The organism is Salegentibacter sp. 24 (assembly GCF_004362395.1).
Classification (GTDB): domain Bacteria; phylum Bacteroidota; class Bacteroidia; order Flavobacteriales; family Flavobacteriaceae; genus Salegentibacter.
This window is the reverse complement of sequence record NZ_SNWE01000023.1, coordinates 27,374-47,910: the sequence shown is the minus strand read 5'-3', so window position 1 is coordinate 47,910 and position 20,537 is coordinate 27,374. Positions and strand designations below refer to the sequence as shown.

At 39.8% G+C, this 20,537-nt stretch carries 20 protein-coding genes and 1 tRNA gene; 13 read left to right on the top strand and 8 right to left on the bottom strand.

What is annotated here, in order from left to right:
- Positions 1-57 precede the first annotated feature (57 nt).
- The 6 genes from DET49_RS14970 to DET49_RS14945 all read left to right on the top strand — a co-directional run bounded on the left by DET49_RS14970 (position 58) and on the right by DET49_RS14945 (position 7,193).
- Complete coding sequence (locus DET49_RS14970) at positions 58-1,455, top strand: tetratricopeptide repeat protein (protein ID WP_133549113.1); 1,398 nt, start codon at positions 58-60, stop codon at positions 1,453-1,455.
- A gap of 40 nt (positions 1,456-1,495) precedes the next feature.
- Positions 1,496-2,434, top strand: a complete 939-nt coding sequence (locus DET49_RS14965; RefSeq protein WP_133549111.1) for a DUF368 domain-containing protein — start codon at positions 1,496-1,498, stop codon at positions 2,432-2,434.
- Positions 2,421-3,446 carry a DUF368 domain-containing protein gene (locus DET49_RS14960; protein WP_133549109.1) on the top strand — a complete coding sequence of 342 codons (1,026 nt, stop codon included), beginning with the start codon at positions 2,421-2,423 and terminating at the stop codon, positions 3,444-3,446. Before DET49_RS14965 ends, DET49_RS14960 begins: the two co-directional genes overlap by 14 nt.
- Complete coding sequence (locus tag DET49_RS14955; protein WP_133549107.1) at positions 3,443-4,171, top strand: shikimate dehydrogenase family protein; 729 nt, start codon at positions 3,443-3,445, stop codon at positions 4,169-4,171. The genes DET49_RS14960 and DET49_RS14955 overlap by 4 nt, the downstream gene beginning before the upstream one ends.
- A gap of 111 nt (positions 4,172-4,282) precedes the next feature.
- Positions 4,283-6,553: a DUF349 domain-containing protein gene (locus tag DET49_RS14950; protein WP_133549105.1), complete on the top strand. Its 2,271-nt coding sequence runs from the start codon at positions 4,283-4,285 to the stop codon at positions 6,551-6,553.
- Positions 6,554-6,566: 13 nt separating this feature from the next.
- Complete coding sequence (locus DET49_RS14945) at positions 6,567-7,193, top strand: class I SAM-dependent methyltransferase (RefSeq protein WP_133549103.1); 627 nt, start codon at positions 6,567-6,569, stop codon at positions 7,191-7,193.
- A 173-nt stretch (positions 7,194-7,366) separates the two neighbouring features.
- Here the strand turns inward: DET49_RS14945 and DET49_RS14940 are convergent, their stop codons facing one another.
- The 5 genes from DET49_RS14940 to DET49_RS14920 all read right to left on the bottom strand — a co-directional run bounded on the left by DET49_RS14940 (position 7,367) and on the right by DET49_RS14920 (position 11,275).
- Positions 7,367-7,966 (bottom strand): DUF998 domain-containing protein, encoded by a 600-nt coding sequence (locus tag DET49_RS14940; RefSeq protein ID WP_133549101.1) that lies wholly within the window; start codon positions 7,964-7,966, stop codon positions 7,367-7,369.
- Between the two features lie 149 nt (positions 7,967-8,115).
- Positions 8,116-8,889, bottom strand: a complete 774-nt coding sequence (mazG, locus tag DET49_RS14935; RefSeq protein ID WP_133549099.1) for a nucleoside triphosphate pyrophosphohydrolase — start codon at positions 8,887-8,889, stop codon at positions 8,116-8,118.
- A 217-nt stretch (positions 8,890-9,106) separates the two neighbouring features.
- Positions 9,107-9,182 (bottom strand) — tRNA-His (locus DET49_RS14930).
- 139 nt (positions 9,183-9,321) lie between these two features.
- The gene (gene bshB1 / locus DET49_RS14925; RefSeq protein WP_133549097.1) at positions 9,322-10,038 is read right to left on the bottom strand and encodes a bacillithiol biosynthesis deacetylase BshB1; all 717 of its coding nucleotides are present in this window, start codon (positions 10,036-10,038) and stop codon (positions 9,322-9,324) included.
- 82 nt (positions 10,039-10,120) lie between these two features.
- Positions 10,121-11,275, bottom strand: a complete 1,155-nt coding sequence (locus DET49_RS14920; protein ID WP_133549095.1) for a trans-sulfuration enzyme family protein — start codon at positions 11,273-11,275, stop codon at positions 10,121-10,123.
- 180 nt (positions 11,276-11,455) lie between these two features.
- On the opposite strand from DET49_RS14920, the gene DET49_RS14915 reads away from it, so the two are divergent.
- The 6 genes from DET49_RS14915 (at position 11,456) to DET49_RS14890 (ending at position 16,754) form a co-directional block, all read left to right on the top strand.
- Positions 11,456-12,511 carry an NAD(P)-dependent alcohol dehydrogenase gene (locus DET49_RS14915; RefSeq protein WP_133549093.1) on the top strand — a complete coding sequence of 352 codons (1,056 nt, stop codon included), beginning with the start codon at positions 11,456-11,458 and terminating at the stop codon, positions 12,509-12,511.
- 232 nt (positions 12,512-12,743) lie between these two features.
- Positions 12,744-13,982, top strand: a complete 1,239-nt coding sequence (gene hutI / locus DET49_RS14910) for an imidazolonepropionase (protein ID WP_133549091.1) — start codon at positions 12,744-12,746, stop codon at positions 13,980-13,982.
- Positions 13,982-14,992: a formimidoylglutamase gene (locus DET49_RS14905; RefSeq protein ID WP_133549089.1), complete on the top strand. Its 1,011-nt coding sequence runs from the start codon at positions 13,982-13,984 to the stop codon at positions 14,990-14,992. The genes hutI and DET49_RS14905 overlap by 1 nt, the downstream gene beginning before the upstream one ends.
- Complete coding sequence (locus DET49_RS14900; protein ID WP_133549087.1) at positions 14,982-15,347, top strand: DUF1622 domain-containing protein; 366 nt, start codon at positions 14,982-14,984, stop codon at positions 15,345-15,347. The genes DET49_RS14905 and DET49_RS14900 overlap by 11 nt, the downstream gene beginning before the upstream one ends.
- Before the next feature lie 78 nt (positions 15,348-15,425).
- Positions 15,426-15,881: a GNAT family N-acetyltransferase gene (locus tag DET49_RS14895; RefSeq protein ID WP_133549085.1), complete on the top strand. Its 456-nt coding sequence runs from the start codon at positions 15,426-15,428 to the stop codon at positions 15,879-15,881.
- Between the two features lie 63 nt (positions 15,882-15,944).
- Positions 15,945-16,754 (top strand): MBL fold metallo-hydrolase, encoded by an 810-nt coding sequence (locus DET49_RS14890; RefSeq protein WP_133549083.1) that lies wholly within the window; start codon positions 15,945-15,947, stop codon positions 16,752-16,754.
- A 75-nt stretch (positions 16,755-16,829) separates the two neighbouring features.
- Here DET49_RS14890 and DET49_RS14885 read toward each other — a convergent pair whose 3' ends face one another.
- The 3 genes from DET49_RS14885 to sucC all read right to left on the bottom strand — a co-directional run bounded on the left by DET49_RS14885 (position 16,830) and on the right by sucC (position 19,039).
- Positions 16,830-17,162 (bottom strand): hypothetical protein, encoded by a 333-nt coding sequence (locus tag DET49_RS14885; RefSeq protein ID WP_133549081.1) that lies wholly within the window; start codon positions 17,160-17,162, stop codon positions 16,830-16,832.
- Between the two features lie 207 nt (positions 17,163-17,369).
- Positions 17,370-17,621: a hypothetical protein gene (locus tag DET49_RS14880; protein ID WP_133549079.1), complete on the bottom strand. Its 252-nt coding sequence runs from the start codon at positions 17,619-17,621 to the stop codon at positions 17,370-17,372.
- 221 nt (positions 17,622-17,842) lie between these two features.
- Entirely contained in the window at positions 17,843-19,039 is a 1,197-nt protein-coding gene (sucC, locus tag DET49_RS14875; protein ID WP_133549077.1) for an ADP-forming succinate--CoA ligase subunit beta, read from the bottom strand.
- A 268-nt stretch (positions 19,040-19,307) separates the two neighbouring features.
- On the opposite strand from sucC, the gene DET49_RS14870 reads away from it, so the two are divergent.
- A complete protein-coding gene (locus DET49_RS14870) occupies positions 19,308-20,480 on the top strand; it encodes an MFS transporter (RefSeq protein ID WP_133549075.1) in 1,173 nt (390 codons plus the stop codon).
- The last annotated feature ends 57 nt before the right edge of the window (positions 20,481-20,537 follow it).

Here is a 20,537-nt window from a genome sequence, read left to right as displayed (position 1 = left end):
CGAAATATTTTAAATCTCACTTGGTGAGTAAAGTAGAAATCCCGTAATTACCTACGTATGCAATTAAGCCATAACGACGAAAATAATTTCTCACTGTCCCGATTTGAATCTATGCTTAAAACTAATGATGTTTTATTTTTTGATTCGGCGGAATTTGAGGATATCATTAACTACTATTTAGAGAACGGGAAATTTGCATTAGCCAAAAAGGCGGTTAAGTTAGGCCTTGCACAGCATCCTGCTTCTACAAACCTAAAACTTTTTAAAATAGAGATTCTGGTTTTTGAAGATAAACTCGATGTAGCTGAAGCAATGCTTACGCAGCTCCAACAACTGGAATCTTCTAACGAAGAAATCTACATTCAAAAAGCGCAAATTCTTTCTAAACGTGATAAGCATGCCAAAGCCATTGAGGTTTTAGAAATGGCCCTGGATATCACCCTTGACCCTGCTGAAGTTTACTCCCTTATTGGAATGGAATATCTATTTCTCGAAGATTTTGAGCATGCGAAATTCAGCTTTATGAAATGTCTGGAAGCCGATGAGGAAGATTATTCAGCCCTTTACAATATTATGTATTGTTTTGATTTTCTTGATCAAAAAACCCAGGCCATTGAATACCTGAATATGTACTTGGATAAAAATCCATACTGCGAGGTTGCCTGGCACCAGGTTGGAAAACAATATTTTGACTTAAAGGATTATGAGAAAGCATTATCCGCTTTCGATTTCGCCATAATCAGTGATGATTATTTTATAGGGGCTTATCTCGAAAAGGGCAAAGTGCTTGAAAAATTAAATCGTTATCACGAGGCTATAGAAAATTACCGTTTAACCCTGGAGCTCGACGATCCTACTTCCTTTGCCTACCTGCGAATTGGCAAGTGTTTCGAAAAGCTAGGCTTAAATGAGCTCGCGCTCAAGCATTATAAAGATTGCGTACATGAGGATCCGCTTCTTGACAAAGGCTGGATTGCGATCACCGATTTTTATATCAAAAAGAAGAATTATCAGAAAGCGCTTTATTATATCAATAAGGCCATCAATATAGATGAGGAAAACGTTTTGTACTGGAAACGTTATGCTAAAATAAATAATCGCCTGAAGTTTTATGAGGAAGCCGAACGCGGTTATAAAAAAAGCCTTGATCTTGGAAACTACGAATTGGAGACCTGGATTAGACGTTGTGATATTTTAATAGATCTAGGTGAATTTGAAACCGCCATTCAAAATCTTAATCAGGCACTGGAATTTTATCCGGATACCGCTGAGATAGAATTTAGATTGGCCGGGCTTTATTTCAGTCATAATGAAGGGGAAAAAGCATATTTTCACCTCAATAAAGGACTAAAGTTAGATGCCGAGTATTATATTGTGATCGAAGAATTATTTCCTCAAATATTTAACCGAAAAAGCGTAAGGCAAATTATAAATTCCTTTATAAATCTCTCTTAGTTATTTTACTAACTTTGAGCCGGAATTTTAATTTGTTACCATGCGAAAAACCTTTAAAGATCATTTTTCTGTAACCCTTAAAGGGATGGCAATGGGCGCTGCAGATGTTGTACCCGGGGTCTCGGGAGGAACCATTGCTTTTATCTCAGGAATTTACGAAGAATTAATCTCCACCATTAGTGGAGTAAATTTTTCACTGATAACCACCTGGAAGGAAAAAGGTTTTAAAGCGATGTGGCATCAGCTTAACGGGCCATTTATTTTAGCCCTTTTAACCGGTATCCTCATCAGCGTATTTTCTTTGATGCGAGTTGCAAATTATTTGCTTGAAAATCATCCCATACTCATTTGGTCTTTCTTCTTTGGTCTTGTACTTGCCAGTATCTGGTATGTTGGAAAACAAATCCCCCAGTGGAATTTTAAAATCTTCCTGGCTTTATTTATCGGGGCAGGTGTTGCATTTTATATTGTTTCCCTGCCACCAATGGCGGCCAACGACAGTAATTTATTTATCTTTTTTTCCGGTGCCATCGCCATCTGCGCTATGATACTTCCCGGGATATCAGGAGCGTTTATCTTAGTGCTTTTGGGAGCCTATAAAAGAATTACCGAAGCCGCCCACGACTTCGATATCCAAACTTTGGGAATATTTGCTTTGGGTGCAATCATTGGACTACTTAGTTTCTCTAAGATCTTAAAATGGCTTTTCGTGCATTACAGCAGTATTACCCTGGCAGTACTAACCGGATTTATTGCCGGATCTCTTAATAAAATATGGCCCTGGAAGCATGTCTTACAAACGCAAATGTATGGTGATAAAGAAGTGGTACTAAAGGAAGCTTCGGTTTTGCCATGGAATTTTGATGGTCAGCCGCAAACCCTATATGCCCTGCTTTTAATGCTCGCCGGTTTTCTCTTAATTCTTGGCCTGGAAATCTTCGCTTCAAAAAGCTCAGAAAAAACCAATGGAACAGACTAGAACCTTTACAGACAAAGTACTTTTAGTGCTTAAAGGTTTAGCTATGGGAGCAGCTAATAAAGTTCCCGGGGTATCTGGTGGTGTGGTGGCTTTTGTGGCCGGTTTCTATGAGGAATTTATTTATTCCTTACAAAAGATAAATTATAAAGCTTTTATCCTGCTTATCAACGGGCGGTTCAGAAGTTTATACCATTATATCCACGGAAAATTTCTTGGTTTACTCATCCTGGGGATGCTTATTAGTTATTTTAGCGTATCCAAGTTGCTTGATTATTTAATACTTCATTACGAACTCTATGTTTGGTCCGCCTTCTTCGGAATGATCGTCGGTTCCATCTATTATATCAGCAAGGATTTTGACGAGTGGAGTAATCGTTCCCTGAGCTTCGTTTTGCTGGGGATAATTGTAGGTTTATCCATTAGCTTTCTTGAACCTGCCAAAGAAAATGATAATCTCTGGTTTGTATTCTTTTGTGGCATTGTTGGCGTCTCAGGAATGACCTTACCCGGACTCTCCGGATCTTTTATTCTTATCTTAATGGGAAATTATGTCCTGCTACTTGTAGACGCAGTAAATGCCTTATATGATACCATGGCTGATTTAGTCATGCTGGATTTTAGTTTTTTAGACAATCCAGATCGAATTCGCCTGCTTGAAGTTATACTGGTATTTGGCGCGGGCTCCCTGGCCGGCTTAGTAACGCTTTCCCATTTTCTGGGTTACGTCCTGAAGCACTATAAAAAAGATACCTTTGCCGCCATCATAGGCTTTATCACAGGGTCCCTGGGGGTAGTTTGGCCATGGAAAGAAAAGATCTTTAAAGTAAATGCCAATGGAGAGATAATTCTTGACAGCCAGGGAAATGGAGTGATCGATTATTACGACAGGTATTTCCCATCATTCAGTGCGGCGGAAACCTGGATCGCAATTTTCTTTATCTTTGTAGGGATATTCATTGTACTTGGACTGGCCTGGTACGAAAAGAAAAACCAAAAACCTGCAAAGCGATGAAAAATTATGGCCTAATTGGAAAAAATATTAGCTACTCATTTTCCAAGTCTTACTTTAGTGAAAAATTTAAAAAAGAACAAATTGAAGCCCGGTATCGCAACTTTGACCTGGAAAATTTAAAGCAATTCCGGGATGTGATAAAGGAAACCCCTGATCTTGTTGGACTCAATGTCACTATTCCCTACAAAGAGGAGATCATTTCTTTTTTAGATCAATTGGCTCCTGAAGCTAAGGAAATGGGTGCCGTAAATACGATCAAAGTAGACGGCAATAAGCTTACAGGGTATAACACGGATTATATCGGTTTTTTTGAATCGATAAAACCTTATCTTAAATCTCACCACAGAAAAGCACTAATTCTGGGTACCGGCGGGGCATCAAAAGCTATAGCATACGCCTTAAAGAAATTAAACATCACGTATAAATTTGTTTCCAGGACCCCTGAAAAAAATCAGTTCAGTTATCAAAATCTTTCAAACGAAATACTCCGCGAATATACTGTCATCGTCAATACAACTCCCGTAGGAACATTCCCTGATGTGGAGCAACACCCGAAAATTCCTTTTGAGTATTTAAATGAAAAACACCTGGTTTATGACCTTATCTATAATCCGGAAACCACCCAATTAATGGCACTTGCCAAACAAAAGGGAGCCACGGTAACCAATGGTTCCAAAATGCTAAAGTTACAGGCCGAAAGCGCATGGAAAATCTGGAATAAATAACTCCTGCCTTTTATTTTTTAATTTTACAAAAAAAGGTAATTGTTTGTCCAATTTTAGTGGAGTTACTATCTTTCAGCCTAATTAAGTTCAAGAACCTTAACATTGAAAGATATGTCTCAGCAAGAAAATGATAAAAATAAAGAGGAGTTTTCTAACGAATCAACCGGGAATCCTGAAAAAATTCAGGAGGAAAAAAAGTTGACCACAGAAAACAAGGAAGCTAGCGAAGAGGAGAATTCATTTTCTCAAAAGTCTGAAACCGAAAAATCTCAGGAGGAAAAACAGCCGGTCATAGAACCGGCGGAAACCGCCTCTGAAGTTAAATCTGAAAACGACAGGCTGGAAGATGCTATGATTGCGGAAGCCGGAGATAAGAAGAATACTTCGGAAGAAAACAAAGCAAGCATGGAGGAGGACGAAGATGATGCCATTTTAGAAGAAAGCCGAAAAAAGAGCCGCCCGGAAGAAGAAAAAGTTCAGGCGGAAATTGAGACCGTGGATGAATCTCAAAAAGTGGATTCCGCCCAGGAAGATGAGGATCACGAGGATGATGAGGAAGAAACTTCTTCTGAAGAGGGCCGTACCCTAAAACATCACCAGGAGCATATTGATGATTCGGTTGCCGAAGACAGCGAAGATGAGAGCAAGGCCGAACGTCATGATATTGCAAAGAAAGATTACCATGCCATGAGTAAAGAGCAGTTGGTAGATGAATTTGAATCGCTGCTTAAAAAAGAAAAAGTACAGGCCATTAAAGACCATGTGATTGAAATTCGAGCGGAATTCAATGCAAAGTTTAATGAAGAGGAAGAAGAGAAGAAAGAGGAGTTCCTTGCCGATGGCGGAAATATTATTGACTTCCACTACTCCACCCCACTTAAAAATCATTTTAATTCCCTCTATTTTGATTACCGGGAAAAACGCAACAACTACTACAAGCAACTCAAACAGGACCTCAATAAAAACCTGGCCAAACGCCTGGAAATAATCGAAGAATTAAAAGGCCTTATAGATGTTGAAGAAAATATAAATACCACTTACAAGCATTTCAAGGAACTTCAGGATCGCTGGCGCGTGGCAGGACCAATTCCCCGGGAAAAATATAACGATGTGTGGAACACCTATCACCACCACGTAGAGAATTTTTATGATTTTCTGCATTTAAACCGGGAATTCCGTGACCTTGATTTCAAACACAATCTCGATCAGAAATTAAAAGTTATTGATCGCGCCGAAGAACTGGTTCAGGAAGACGACATCAACCGTGCTTTCAGGGAACTACAAATGCTTCACAAAATGTGGAAAGAAGAACTAGGACCGGTTGCTAAAGAATTTCGCGAAGACATCTGGGATCGTTTTAGCAGTGCTACCAAACAAATTCACGACAAGCGGCAGGAGTACTTCAACACCATGGACGAGCGTTACGAAGAGAACTGGAAAGCCAAGCAGGTAATTATCGAGAAAATTAAGGTAATTGCAGAAGAAGAATATACAAGCCACAATAAATGGCAACAAAAAATCAAGGAAATCGAAGCGCTTCGGGAAGCCTTTTTTAATGCGGGGAAAGTTCCACGTAGCAAAAATGAAGAAACCTGGACTGACTTTAAGCAAAACGTGCGCCGGTTTAACCGAAATAAAAACGCATTCTACAAGAACTTAAAAAAACAGCAATACGATAACCTCGAAAAGAAAAAGGAGCTGATTCAAATTGCTGAAGACAATAAGGACAGTGACGACTTTAAAACGGTAACTCCCTTGATGAAAAAAATCCAGGCCGACTGGAAAAAAATTGGTCACGTCCCCAGAAAGGACAGCGATAAAGTCTGGAAACAGTTTAAGGCAGCCTGCAATCATTATTTTGAACGCATGCACGAAAGTCGTGATGATGAAAACAAAGAGGAGTTTGAAGCTTTTGATAAGAAAAAAGACATGTTGGAGCAGGTAAAATCTTTCGAGCTAACGGGCGATAAAAAAGAAGATCTGCCTAAAATCAAACAATTTATCGAGGATTGGAAGAATCTTGGCAGGGTCCCTTATAACAAGCGTTTTATAGAAGGGAAATTTAACAAAGCCCTGGATCAACTTTTTAACAAGTTGGATGTGGATCATACCAAAGCTGAAATGCTCAAATATGAGAATAAGGTACAGGCTTTAAACGATGCCGATGATGATAAAAAGCTTCGTAACGAGCATTATTTCCTTACCAAAAAAATAGAAGAAACAAAGGCTGAAATACGCCAGTTGGAAAACAACCTGCAGTTCTTCTCTAATGCAGATCAAGAAAATCCGCTGGTACAGGAGGTGCATAAAAATATAGCTGACCAAAAAGAACAACTGGAAGTTTGGCAAGAAAAATTACGTAAAATCAAGTCGCTTTACTAAAGAAAGGGCGGCTATGAAATGTATTCTTTGTCAGGGGCCCACAAAAGAATTTTGGAAGAGTAAGAATCGGGAATTTGTTGAATGCTCCAGTTGTGGCGGCATTCAACTATTACCGGAATTTTATATTTCCAAAGAAACGGAGAAGGCGCGTTATCTCACTCATAATAATGATGTTGAAGATCCCGGGTATCAGGATTTTGTGAAACCCATCACTTCTCGAATTCTAAAGGATTTCTCTCCGGCCCACCGCGGTTTGGATTACGGTTGTGGCACCGGCCCTGTGGTTGCCAACGAGCTTAAAAAAGAAGGATATCACTTAGCGCTTTACGATCCCTATTTCTATCCCGATAAGACGGTATTATCTGCGGTTTATGATTATATAATCTGCTGTGAGGTCATAGAGCATTTCTATCAGCCCAAACACGAATTTCATAAATTGAGTGCCCGTTTGAATCCCGGCGGGAAACTCTATTGCAAGACCTCTGTTTATTCAGAAGAAATTGATTTTGATAACTGGTATTACAAAAACGATCCTACCCACGTTTTTTTCTATACAAGCTCGAGCCTGCAATGGATAAAAGACAACCTGGGCTTCTCTAGCCTGGAGATTCTTCCTAAGGTGTTGGTCTTTAGTAAATAAGCTCAAACCCCTCCGTGCTTTGGCTCCTACAAATGCTAATTTCAATGAAGGGGTATTAAAATAATTTTTTAAGCGCCCATTCTTACCTGTGTAATTTTCGCCTGAAGAATGAAATCAAATGATACAGCAACTTATATGTTTCAGCTCCTTTATCAAATTAAACATAGACCTGCTTAGGATTCTCTGCCCGATAATTTGAATAAGTGAAAAGCTACTACTCCTGGCCAAATAACTAATAAAGTGCAAACGAGTCGTTCATAGGCACCATCCCAAGACTCCGGTATGAAAGGAAATAGGGGGGCGGAAATAAGCCATAAAGAAGCTATCCAGAGACAAAAATTTTTTAAAAATGGCTTGAGGTTTTTTAGTTCAAACCCCACCAGACCAGTTAACATTAGGAACAAACCAGCCAGGATATACACCAGCTTACGATGGATCGTATAGCCAGGTCTTCCCGCATACTGATTGTGTTCAGCGATTAATATAAGATCTGCACTTATCAAAACCAGAATAACCAGGCTAATAATCCATTTCGCTCCTTTTTGTTTCCAGGTATAAAGGCCGATAGCAAGGGAAAGGTAACCCAATGCCAGTATATCCAACCCTAAATCCTGGATCCAGCCATATTTGCCAATGGCAAGCATGCTAATGGTATCACTTATGGGGTCATGTTTCTCGTGAAGGGCTATTCCTATTATATCACCAGCTACAACAGCGAAACAACCAAAGATCCCGAGAGCCCCACAAATCTTATATATAGTACTTTTATTCATTCATTCAAATATTCCATAAAATACGCTTGTCGATCAAAAGCGGTTACTAAAATTTTAGGGTGGTAAAACTGAAATAAGCAGGCAATAAATTTCGCCCTGGGTTCACTTTTTATGAATTAAAATCTCAAGGCTGTGGGTTCACCTCCTTTTTATAAAAGTTTAGCCTGGTTCCAAAACACATCCATTTCAGCTAAAGTCATATCTTTTAAAGCTTTATTTTGCTCCCTGGCTTTACCTTCTAAATATTGAAAACGAGTGACAAACTTTTTATTAGTACGCTCCAGGGCATTTTCCGGGTTTACACCAAGAAAACGGGCATAATTGATCATAGAGAACATCACATCGCCAAATTCGGCTTCTATTTTATCTTTATTTTCGGTATTTATTTCGTGTTGCAATTCTCCCAATTCTTCCTGTAGCTTTTCAAAGACCTGTTCCGGTTTTTCCCAATCAAAACCAACACCGGCCACTTTTTCCTGTATCCTGCTTGCTTTTACCACTGCCGGTAAAGACCCTGGCACCCCTTCTAAAACACTTTTCTTGCCTTCTTTTAATTTGAGGTTTTCCCAGTTTCTCTTGACCTCCTCTTCATCAGCGACCTCAACATCGCCATAAATATGCGGATGCCGGGCGATCAATTTATCGCATATCCCGTTTGCCACATCGGCGATATCAAAATCTTTGCTTTCACTTCCTATTTTGGCATAAAACACCAGGTGAAGCAATAAATCTCCCAATTCCTTCCGCACTTCTTCCAGGTCATTGTCCAAAATGGCATCCCCAAGTTCGTAAGTCTCCTCTATGGTAAGATGTCGCAGCGATTCCATAGTTTGTTTTCTATCCCATGGACATTGTTCCCTAAGTTCATCCATAATAGTCAATAACCGATCAAATGCTGTCAGCTGCTTTTCTCTAGAGTTCATAAGTAGCATTTTTTTTAATAAAAATAAAGATTGATTTTAGGAATTGATAGCCCTAAGATAAAAAATTCATTATTCAGTTCCACTGAGCTTTTGAGATAGGCTGGATCCATAAAAAAGTTCAGCAAAAAGCGGGTCAATTTAGCTGGAATCTTATAAGATGCACTAGCTAAAAATTTATATAAAAAAACCCCTCAGCGAACTGAAGGGTTGAATAAAGGGGTGGAAGACCGGGTTCGAACCGGCGACCTCCGGAACCACAATCCGGCGCTCTAACCAGCTGAGCTACAACCACCATTTTAATTGCGGTTGCAAATGTAGTTTATTTTAGCTATTTCCCAAAGAAATTTTTTCAATATTAGAATGAATTTTACCGCTATTTCCCGAGAGTATGTCTAAAAACCTACAAATTAAATAATTGCAAAACCTAACCCCCTAAATCAAATCAAAAATTGAATCCACTGCCGGGTAGCGTTCTACGGTGAAACCTTCAGCGTGTTCAGTATTTATTAACCTCCCCAGGTCTCTAGCCCTATAATTGATACTATCTAAAAAGTTACTGCTGGAAATCGGGGTTTCCGGTTCTTTGGATCTTTCATCATAAAACTGTGTTTTATATGCCTTGACCGCTTCCATTTTTATATTTATATACCCTGAAATATCAACGACTACATCGGGTTTTAAATTTTTCCACTGGATATAATGATAAACGTGCTTTGGTCGCCAGGCCTGCTGACTATCTCCATTGAAAATAGTTTCTATTTTCCTAAGCCCGCTTAAAAAGCAAGCGTCGCTAACCAGTTTTGCACCTTTCCCATGGTCTATATGTCTATCGTCTACAGCGTTGCATAAGACAATTTCGGGCCGATACTTTCGTAAGATCTTAATGATTTGCAGCTGATGTGCCGTGTTGTTTTCAAAAAAAGCATCACTAAAATCGAGGTTTTCTCTCACGGAAACTCCGAGTATCTCGGCTGCATCTTTTGCCTCCTGGTCACGGGTTTCCGCCGTGCCCCTGGTGCCCAACTCCCCACGGGTAAGGTCTAAAATTCCTACTTTTTTTCCTCTGTCCACCTCTTTTGCGATTGTGCCCGAACAACTTAATTCCACATCATCAGGATGAGATCCTACAGCTAATATATCTAGTTTCATAATATTTACTTTTTCATTTACCTTCCCAAAAAAACAAACCCTATGGAAATCCCAAGTACTTACTTTTCCCGGATCAACAGGCTCAACCTCTAACCTGTTTCAAGGCCTGTTCAAGGTCTTCTATTAAATCTTCCTTCTCCTCTATTCCCACTGAAAAACGCATCAATCCATCCTTAATACCCTGGGCCTTTCTTTCTTCTGGGGAAAGCAAACCATGGGAAGTTTTCGAAGGAGATAAAATAGTTGATTCCACGCCTGCCAGACTCATAGAAGATTTTATCAGGTTCAATTTCTTCTGAAAAAGATCAAAATCCAGTCCTTCGCGCAATTCAAAAGACAACATTCCTCCAAAGCCTTTCATTTGGGATTTTGCCAGTTCATAGTCCGGGTGGGATTTTAAACCAGGATAATAAACCCTGGAAATATCCTGATGACCTTCCAGAAATTGAGCTAATTCCAAGGCATTGTTATTTTGGGCTTTTACCCGTAGCCCCATGGTTTTTAAACTACGCTCCAGCATCCATACCGTGAAATCACTTAAACTTCCACCAAAATTCTTTGCCAGCTGAAAGATCTTATCTATGTGCTTTTCAGAAGCAATAGCGGTTCCAGCCAAAATATCGCTATGTCCTCCCATATATTTAGTAGCCGAATGCAACACGATATCAATTCCGAAATCTATAGGATTTTGGTTCACCGGGGAGGCAAAAGTATTATCTATCATACTGACCAACTTGTGCTTTTTGGCAATTTCAGCTATGGCTTTGATATCGGTTATGGTAAGCAGGGGATTGGAAGGTGTCTCTATATAGATCACCTTGGTATTTTCTTTGATTTCAGCCTCAAAAGATTCGGGTTTAGAGTCTTTAGTAAAGGAATATTCCAGCCCGAATTTCTCAAATTCTTCGGTAATCAAATTACTGGTCCCCCCGTATAGTGTATTTTGAAAAACCACGTGATCCCCTTTCTGTGCGAAAGCCATAAGGGCTGTGCTTACCGCGGCCATTCCACTACCAAAAATCAGAGCGGCCTCCCCATGTTCTAGCGCGGCCATTTTCTGGGCAAGCGCCACCTGGTTAGGCGTATTAAAATACCTGGGGTAACGTTTAACCTCTACGTCTTCAAATGCATAAGAAGTTGCCATATACAAGGGAGAAACCGCCCCTTTGAATTGTTTGTCTTCAAGCTCTCCGCTATGGGTGCAAATAGTATTTATACCGGGATGTTTTTTTGTCATTTTTAATGCTTTCAAAATTCGCCCTAATGTAAAAAGAATTATTCTAAATCACCTGCGTTCTCAGGCTGTTTCCTGTTATTTCACCATGATTTTTTCAAACAGAAGTTAAATTAAGTTAAACCTATACCGGGCCCGGAATATTGCGCCTGCGATTCTTATCTTTAAGGAAAACAAATTGAGATGAGTGAAGTAAAAGCATACGGTGCGCAATCCAGCGATGCCGATTTAAAAGCACTGAAAATTCAACGCAGGGAAATTACCCAGGACGATGTAAAAATTGATATCGAATACTGCGGCGTTTGCCACAGTGATATCCACCAGGTACGAAATGACTGGAAAAATTCAAAATACCCAGTGGTTCCTGGCCACGAAATTATAGGACGCGTAACCCAGGTAGGGAAAAACGTAACCAATTTTAAAAAAGGTGATCTGGTAGGCGTAGGTTGTATGGTCGATTCCTGCCAGGAGTGCGATTCCTGCAAAGAAGATCTAGAGCAATTTTGTGAAAATGGTGCCACCCTTACTTACAATAGTAAAGACAAACATCTGGGCGGACATACCTATGGAGGTTATTCCCAGGAAATTGTTGTTGACAAGGAATTTGTACTTAGTGTTCCTGAAAATATAGATGCCAAAGCAGCTGCACCGCTACTTTGTGCGGGAATTACCACGTATTCTCCTCTTCGCCACTGGAATGTAAAGAAAGGAGATAAAGTCGGGGTAATTGGCCTTGGAGGACTTGGACATATGGGTGTGAAGTTTGCCCATGCTTTAGGTGCCCAGGTGGTGATGATCACAACTTCTCCTTCTAAAGCAGAAGATGCGAAAAAACTAGGCGCCGATAAGGTACTGGTTTCAAAGAATGAAGCGGATATGAAAAAGCAGGCAGGGACTTTTGATTTTCTACTGAACACTATTCCGGTTGGTCACGATATGAATCCTTATGTAGCTTTACTCAAAAGGGATGCTACTATGGTTCTGGTTGGTGCCATCGAACCCCTGGAGCCATTGCACGGTGGCGGATTAATCGGAAGGCGCAAACGCATTGCCGGCTCAGTGATCGGAGGCATAAAGGAGACCCAGGAAATGTTGGATTTTTGTGGTGAGCATAATATCGTTTCCGATATTGAAATGATTGATATGCAAAATATCAACCAGGCTTTTGATCGTGTAGTAAAATCTGATGTAAAATATCGATTTGTCATTGATATGAAATCGCTCAAGGAACAACAATAGACCTCCTCATATTTTTAAATGTGAAATTATTAAAAAGGCTGGCTGAAAATACCTGGGAGCATCATGATTTTTTCAGCTTTCCTCCTGGTAACCCATAAAAAAATGCAGATCATCTGAAAATTTTTATGGACGCCCCTTTTTAGTTTTTTCTGAAAAAGCAGGTTTTCCCCGCTTAGTTTTTATATTTGTTTAGTTGATGTTCATCAAAAAACACCTATATAAACTACGCAGCATGAAACAATTATTTATTAATATAAAAGAACTCCTGCAGGTAAGGGATCACCCGGTTGATAAACTCTCCGGAGCCGAGCTAAGGGAGCTACCAGTCCTTAAAAATGCCTGGATGCTTATTGAAGATGATATTATTACCGATTACGGCCTAATGGATTCCCTGCCGAAAATTAATGCCGATAAAACTATCGATACCCAGGGAAAAATAATCCTGCCTACCTGGTGTGATTCCCATACGCATATTGTATATGCCGGAAACCGGGAACTTGAATTTGCAGACCGGATCAAGGGACTTTCCTACCAGGAGATCGCGAATCGCGGGGGCGGAATTTTAAATTCAGCCAAAACCCTGCAGGAAACTTCCGAAGAAGAAGTCTATAAGCAATCCGCAAAGCGCCTTGAAGAAGTAATGAAACTCGGTACGGGTGCCGTAGAAATTAAATCAGGGTATGGTTTAACTCAAGAAGGAGAGCTAAAAATGCTTAGGGTTATAAAAAAACTTAAGCAGCATTACGATATTCCTATCAAAGCTACTTTTTTAGGTGCTCACGCTATTCCAAAAGAATATAAGGAAAGGCCTGGGGCCTATATGGATTTGGTCATAGAAGAAATTTTACCACAAGTTGCCCAGGAAAAGCTGGCTCAATACATTGATATATTCTGTGAAAAGGGATATTTCAGTGTGGAGGATACTCATAAATTATTAGCTGCGGCAAGCAAATTTGGTCTAAAACCAAAAATCCACGTGAACCAGTTCAACGCAATAGGTGGAATCCAGGCTGGAATTAAGCATAATGCACTAAGTGTAGATCACCTGGAAGTTATGCGCCCTGAAGATATAGAGAGCCTAAAAGGAACCGGAACAATGCCGGTGGCACTCCCCTGCTGTTCCCTATTTCTAAGCATTCCATATACCCCTGCCCGGGAAATGCTAAATGCAGGACTACCCCTGGCACTGGCTAGCGATTTCAATCCTGGAAGTTCACCCAGTGGAAACATGAATCTAGTAGTATCATTAGCTTGTATTAAAATGAAAATGACCCCTGAAGAAGCTATAAATGCGGCTACGGTAAATGCTGCTTACGCGATGGAACTCAGTAAAACGCACGGCAGTATCAGCAGGGGTAAGAAGGCTAATTTTATACTCACCAAAGAGATTCCATCCTATACCTTTTTACCTTATGCCTTTGGTACGAACTCCATCGAGTCGGTCTTTATTAATGGAAAAATGCTAGTCTAATGGAAGGATTAAAAATCTATACCTATAAATCGATTGAAAAACTTATTTCAGTTCGGGAAGGTGAAAGCCGGTTTGGGGAGAAAATAGCTTTTATTACAAGGCTTGAGGATTTAACAAAATCAGAAGCTAAATACGTACTCTTTGGAATTCCGGAAGATATTGGAATAAGAGCCAATCACGGCAAATCGGGTGCTGCTAAGGCCTGGGAGACCTGTCTGAATTCGTTGTTGAATATCCAGCATAATGAATTTACCGCTCCTGAAAATATTATTTTACTCGGGGAGATTGATTGTAAAGGTGAATTGGAGAAAGCAGCCAATATAGATGACCAGGACCCGAATTATTTACCCAAACTTGGCGATCTGGTTAAAAGAATAGATGATAAAGTGAGTGCTCTGGTGGAAAAGATCATTTCAGCAGGAAAAACTCCTATCATAATCGGTGGCGGACATAACAATGCCTACGGAAATATAAAAGGTACTTCTAGAGCGATAAACAAACCCTTGAATATATTAAATATCGATGCGCATACCGATTTGCGAAAGCTGGAACACAGGCATAGCGGTAATGGTTTTAGCTTTGCAAAAAGTGAGGGTTTTCTTAATAAATATGCGATCTTCGGGTTACATAAAAACTATACCCCACAATATATTTTCAAAGAAATTAAGACAATTCCCAATATCAAGTTTCATCTTTTTGAAGACCTAATTTTACAAACACACAAGGGAAAAATGGCCGCTTTTAATTCGCAACTGGAATTTGTAAATAAACAGGCGTTTGGTTTGGAACTCGACTGTGATGCGATCATAAATTTTCCCTCCAGCGCACAGTCACCTTCGGGCTTTGCCCTTAATATGATCAGGAATTTCCTTCGAATAACTTCGGAGGAAGAAAATTGTAAATACCTTCATATATGCGAAGGGGTTCCGAATGCTGACAACCCCGGACAGGTCGGAAAAGCACTATCCTTTTTTATAACAGATTTTATGAAAGCAGATTATGGAAGATAAAGTAAAAGAATTTATTGAAATAACCGCCATGGGTATCGAGGTGGTAGGGATCCTGGTTATGATAATCGGTACTTTTCTCGCCCTGGGCAGGTATGCTTTTAAACTGCAGGGAAAAAACATCAGAAGTTTTCAGCAGATCAGGGAGGAATTAGGAAGAGCTATTTTGCTTGGTCTGGAAATCCTTATTGCCGCAGATATCATTGCCACGGTGGTCTACGATGTACAAATGGAACAAATTCTTAAACTAGGGCTTATCATTCTAATTCGAACCTTTCTGAGTTTTACACTTGAGGTTGAAATCGAGGGAAAATGGCCCTGGAACCAGGGAAAGAGCAGAACTACTGGACAAAAATAATGTTCTTTAATTTTTAATCTGCCAGCGCTTGAAAACAGCTATATTTTCTATTTTAGCCAAAAATTTCAGGATAGAAATATGGAAATAATTTCATACCAGCCCCAGTATGCCAAAGATTTTAAAGACCTCAATATAGCCTGGCTCGAAAAGTTTTTTTATGTGGAGCCTCACGATGAGGAAGTACTTGGACAACCAGGGAAATATATCATAGAACCCGGGGGAAATATCTTCCTGGTAAAAAAAGACAAGGAAATTATTGGCTGTGTGGCTCTAATGAAAATGGAGGAAGGAGTTTTCGAACTTACTAAAATGGCCATAAGCCCCAAGTATCAAGGCAATAAGATTGGCCAAAAATTAATGGAGCACACCCTTGCTTTTGCAAGAGACCAGGCTTGGGAGCACCTGATTATATTTTCAAACAGGAAGCTCGAAAATGCTGTTTATATCTATAAAAAGTATGGATTTAGGGAAATTCCCATTGAGGATAATCCTTACTCGCGCGGAGATATAAAAATGCGCTTAGACCTTTCTTAAATTTTTACAAAATTTGTGTTAATCCAAGTTGTGTTATCTAATTTTATAAGAAAATAGAAACTTATGAGATTTATCTTAACATTATTAAGCATTGGTCTTTTTCTTACCTCTTGTAAAAACCAGGAGAACAAAGCTCAAAAGGACGAAACAATGAGTGAGAATGCTTCCATAACAGAGGAAGCCAAAAAAGAAACGGATACTACGGGCATCACGATTCAACCCATATCCCACGCTACAGCAGTGATCAATTGGGATGAGTCCACTTTTTACGTTGACCCTGTGGGTGGAGCCCAGGCCTTTGAAGGAATGAAAAAGCCTGATTTTATCCTTATTACCGATATCCATGGGGATCATATGAGTGCAGAAACCTTACAGGCTATGGATCTTGAAGGTGTAAAGATTATTGTACCGCAGGCGGTAAAGGATGAATTACCAGCAGAAATGAACAGTTCCCTTACAAGTCTTGAAAATGGAGCTACCACCCAGGTTTTGGATTTTAGTATTAACGCAATCCCCATGTATAATCTTCCTGAGGATCCAGAAGCCTACCATCCTAAAGGTCGGGGGAATGGGTATGTAATTGAGCACAATGGAAAAAAATTATATATCGCAGGAGATACTGAGGATATTCCGGAAATGAGAAACCTGGAAGGTATTGATGTTGCGTTGATCCCTATGAACTTACCTTATACAATGACGGTGGAAGATGCTGCTGCAGGTGTTTTAGCTTTTGCACCAGAAAAAGTGATCCCTTATCATTTTAGAGGACAGCAGGGATATGCCGATGTAGAAAGGTTCAAATCATTGGTAAACCAGGGCGATAAAGATATCAAGGTGGAAATGCTGAACTGGTATCCTGACCGGCAAGAATAAGAATTTTTATAAAAAATGAAACCCGGTGATGAACCGGGTTTTTTGTTTTTTTACATTTCTTGATTGAGGAAATACCTAAGATTTCAATCTTATTGGTAACTTATATTTTTTGATTGATGGGTCTAATACGGTACTGATCTTTTTATGGTTCAAATGTTTTTTGATCAATTTACCCGCCTTGGTATTTTCTGTCCCCACATAAAGCACCTGGATTTCGTTTTCCTGGTTAAAACTCACCACTAGATTGGCCACCACATCCTCTTCAATACTGATTGCCATATTCTTGAGTAAGTGCTGAATCTCTTCATTAAAGGCAGCCCTTGTATCGGGTGAGTTTCCTGGCGCTGCGTGAAGCAGACCTACAAGGTTAATTGCTAAAGCGAACAATGCTAATTTTAAATTCTTCATAATAATAAAATTTTAAAGGTTATACATTTTAAAGACCGCCTCAGAACGCTAATTGTTACAGACCTAAAATCATTTTAACAAATTTTAACTATTCCAAACTAGCCTTTAAAAAAACCAGTATTACAAGGCTTCATCATTTTCTATAAGCTGATCCTAATTGGCAGAAGATAAGAGCCTTCCGCTTTTATGGGAAGTGCCAGCCTGTTATTATGTAATCGTTTTTTTATTAATTTTCGCAACAGGGGGGTCCTTGGTTTCGACAGACCTCACTTTTATATAATTTTGCTGGTCCATGTTCAAGTTTACCCAGACCAGGACTTCCTCCTCAATTTCCATGGGAAGATCCTCCAGCAGAAGATAGATCTGATTAATAAAAACCTTGTCGGGATGGATCCTTGCCATAGCAAAACTGCTAAAGCCAAAGTAGAAGATGCCTAAAAAAACTACTAACTTATTCATAAGGAATGATTTAATTGGTTTATAACCAAGAGACCCTCCTACTAATGAAACTGTTACAGTAGCGCACAAAAAAACTGCCTAAAATTTGATAGGGAACTGTTTGAAGAGCTTTCTTTTTGGTCAAGCTGAAACAATCCAGCAAAACGATATTCATAACTTTTCAAACAGTCTAGATCAAACCTTAGACAGTTGTAACCTCAAAGGAATAAATTCCTGTGATTTTATTTTTTAAGTACTTCCTGTACTTTATCTGCAGCTTCCTGGAACTGAACTGCTGAATGAATTTTAAATCCGCTATCGTCTATTAATTGTTTAGCGATATCCGCATTGGTTCCCTGTAGACGGACAATAATTGGAACGTTTATAGCGTCTCCAAGATTCTTGTAGGCATCCACAATTCCCTGGGCCACACGGTCACAACGAACAATTCCACCAAAAATATTTACCAGTATTGCTTCTACATTTTCATCTTTTAAAATCAAGCGGAAAGCTTCTTCTACTCGTTTTGCATCGGCGGTACCACCAACATCAAGGAAGTTAGCCGGTTCACCCCCTGCTTGCTTAATAAGGTCCATTGTTGCCATAGCAAGTCCTGCTCCATTTACCATACAACCTACGTTTCCGTCCAGGTCAACATAGTTTAGTCCAACTTCTCTGGCTTCAACTTCAGTTTGATTTTCTTCACGAATATCACGCATTTCAGCGTAGTCTTTATGACGGAAAAGTGCATTGTCGTCAAGGGTTACTTTGGCATCTACCGCAAGTATTTTATCATCACTGGTTTTTAAAACCGGGTTGATCTCGAAAAGTGAAGAATCAGATTTTTCGAAAGCCTTATACAGCGACATTACAAATTTTGTCATTTCTTTAAAGGCAGTCCCGCTAAGTTTCAGATTGAAAGCTATTCTTCTGGCCTGGAACGGCATGATTCCCGTTGCAGGGTCAATTTCTTCTGTAAAGATTAAATGCGGAGTTTCTTCAGCCACGCTTTCAATATCCATACCTCCTTCAGTAGAATACATGATCATATTACGTCCGGTTGCACGGTTTAGCAATACAGACATATAGTACTCTTCAGGCTCGTTATCGCCTGGATAATAAACATCTTCGGCTATCAATACCTGGTGGACTTTCTTACCTTCGGCGGAAGTTTGTGGAGTTACCAGGTTCATCCCGATAATATTTCCTGCAACCTCTTCTACCTCCTTTAAATTTTTAGCCAGCTTAACACCGCCACCTTTTCCACGTCCACCTGCGTGAACCTGGGCCTTAATTACGTGCCATCCGGTACCTGTTTGTTCGGTTAGTTCTTTGGCAGCATCTACGGCCTCTTTTGCATTATGCGCAACTAATCCGCGTTGAATGCGTACGCCAAAACTGCTTAAAATCTCTTTTCCTTGATATTCGTGTATGTTCATAATCAGCTATTTCTTCAGTATTTATTAAGGATAGCAAAAGTAACAAATGTATAGCTATTGTACCAATCTTTTTTAGGATATCCCCAGCCCTGCTATAATCTTAAGCCACAAAAAATTTTAGCATTTTATTAAGGATTACAAATTTTTAAAATCCCCGCTATTACTGCGATTTCATTACTATAAGCTTATCGTAGATTTTTAACCAAAAACTGTATTATTAGAATTATCCCCTTTAATTTTACCCCCTGGGTAAAAATGCACTTAAAAAATGAATAAAGCACTTATCGCACTGGCCATTGGAGGTTTTGGAATCGGAATGACCGAATTCGTAATTATGGGTATTCTTCCAGATGTTGCCTCAGCTTTGGATATCAGCATCCCCCAGGCGGGACATTTTATTTCGGCCTATGCCTTAGGGGTCGTAGTTGGTGCACCCTTGCTTACCGCTTTTGGAGGAAAATGGCCCGCTCATAAAACCCTGCTTCTACTAATGGTTTGGTTTACGGTTTTTAATTCGCTTTCAGCCTTTGCCAATTCTTATGAGTTATTACTGGTATCTCGTTTTTTATCAGGTTTACCCCACGGAGCTTTCTTCGGAATTGGCGCTGTGGTTGCTGGCCAACTAGCCAAACCAGGGAAATCCGCCCAGGCCATTGCCATTATGTTTACTGGACTTACCCTGGCCAATGTTTTTGGAGTACCCCTGGGAACCTATTTAGGGCATAATTATAGTTGGAACGTTTCTTTTATGCTAGTTGGTGTAATAGGATTACTGGCCATGGCCAGCATAAAATTCTGGATGCCGGAACTGCCAAAATCTTCTTCTGAAGGAATCAGGAAAGATCTTAACGTCCTAAAACGCGGGGAACTTTGGATGGTTGTCTTGCTAACCACCATTGGTACCGCTGGATTTTTTGCATGGTATAGCTATATAGCACCATTAATTACCAAAGTTGCTGGTCACCCGGAAAGCTTTGTGAGTTATGTTATGATTCTTGCTGGCATAGGGATGGTCATCGGTAATCTTATCGGTGCTAAACTGGCCGAAAAATTCTCTCCTATCTATGCTGTAATTATGAGTATGATCCTTATGGTTTTTGCCTTAATTACCAATGCCTATGTAGCCGAAAATCAAATTGCGATCCTGATTATGACCTTTTTAATTGCAACGATAGCTTTTTGTCTCTCCACCCCAATTCAAATGGTGATGATCAATTCAGCGAAAGGCTCAGAAAGCCTGGGTTCATCGATGAATCAAAGCGCCTTTAATATGGGGAATGCCTCAGGGGCATATTTTGCGGGATTACCTATTGCTTTTGGCTATAGCTTTACATCGGCCTCTTTAGTAGGAGCCGTTATGGCAGGCTTAGGGGTATTTATTGCCCTGGCAATTATTCTTATAAGAAAACGAAAAGAAACTGCCCTGGCAACCGCTAGTTAAAGTATCTTCTTTAATATTAACAATATCCAGGAATTCGTTATTTTTGAGACTTGCACT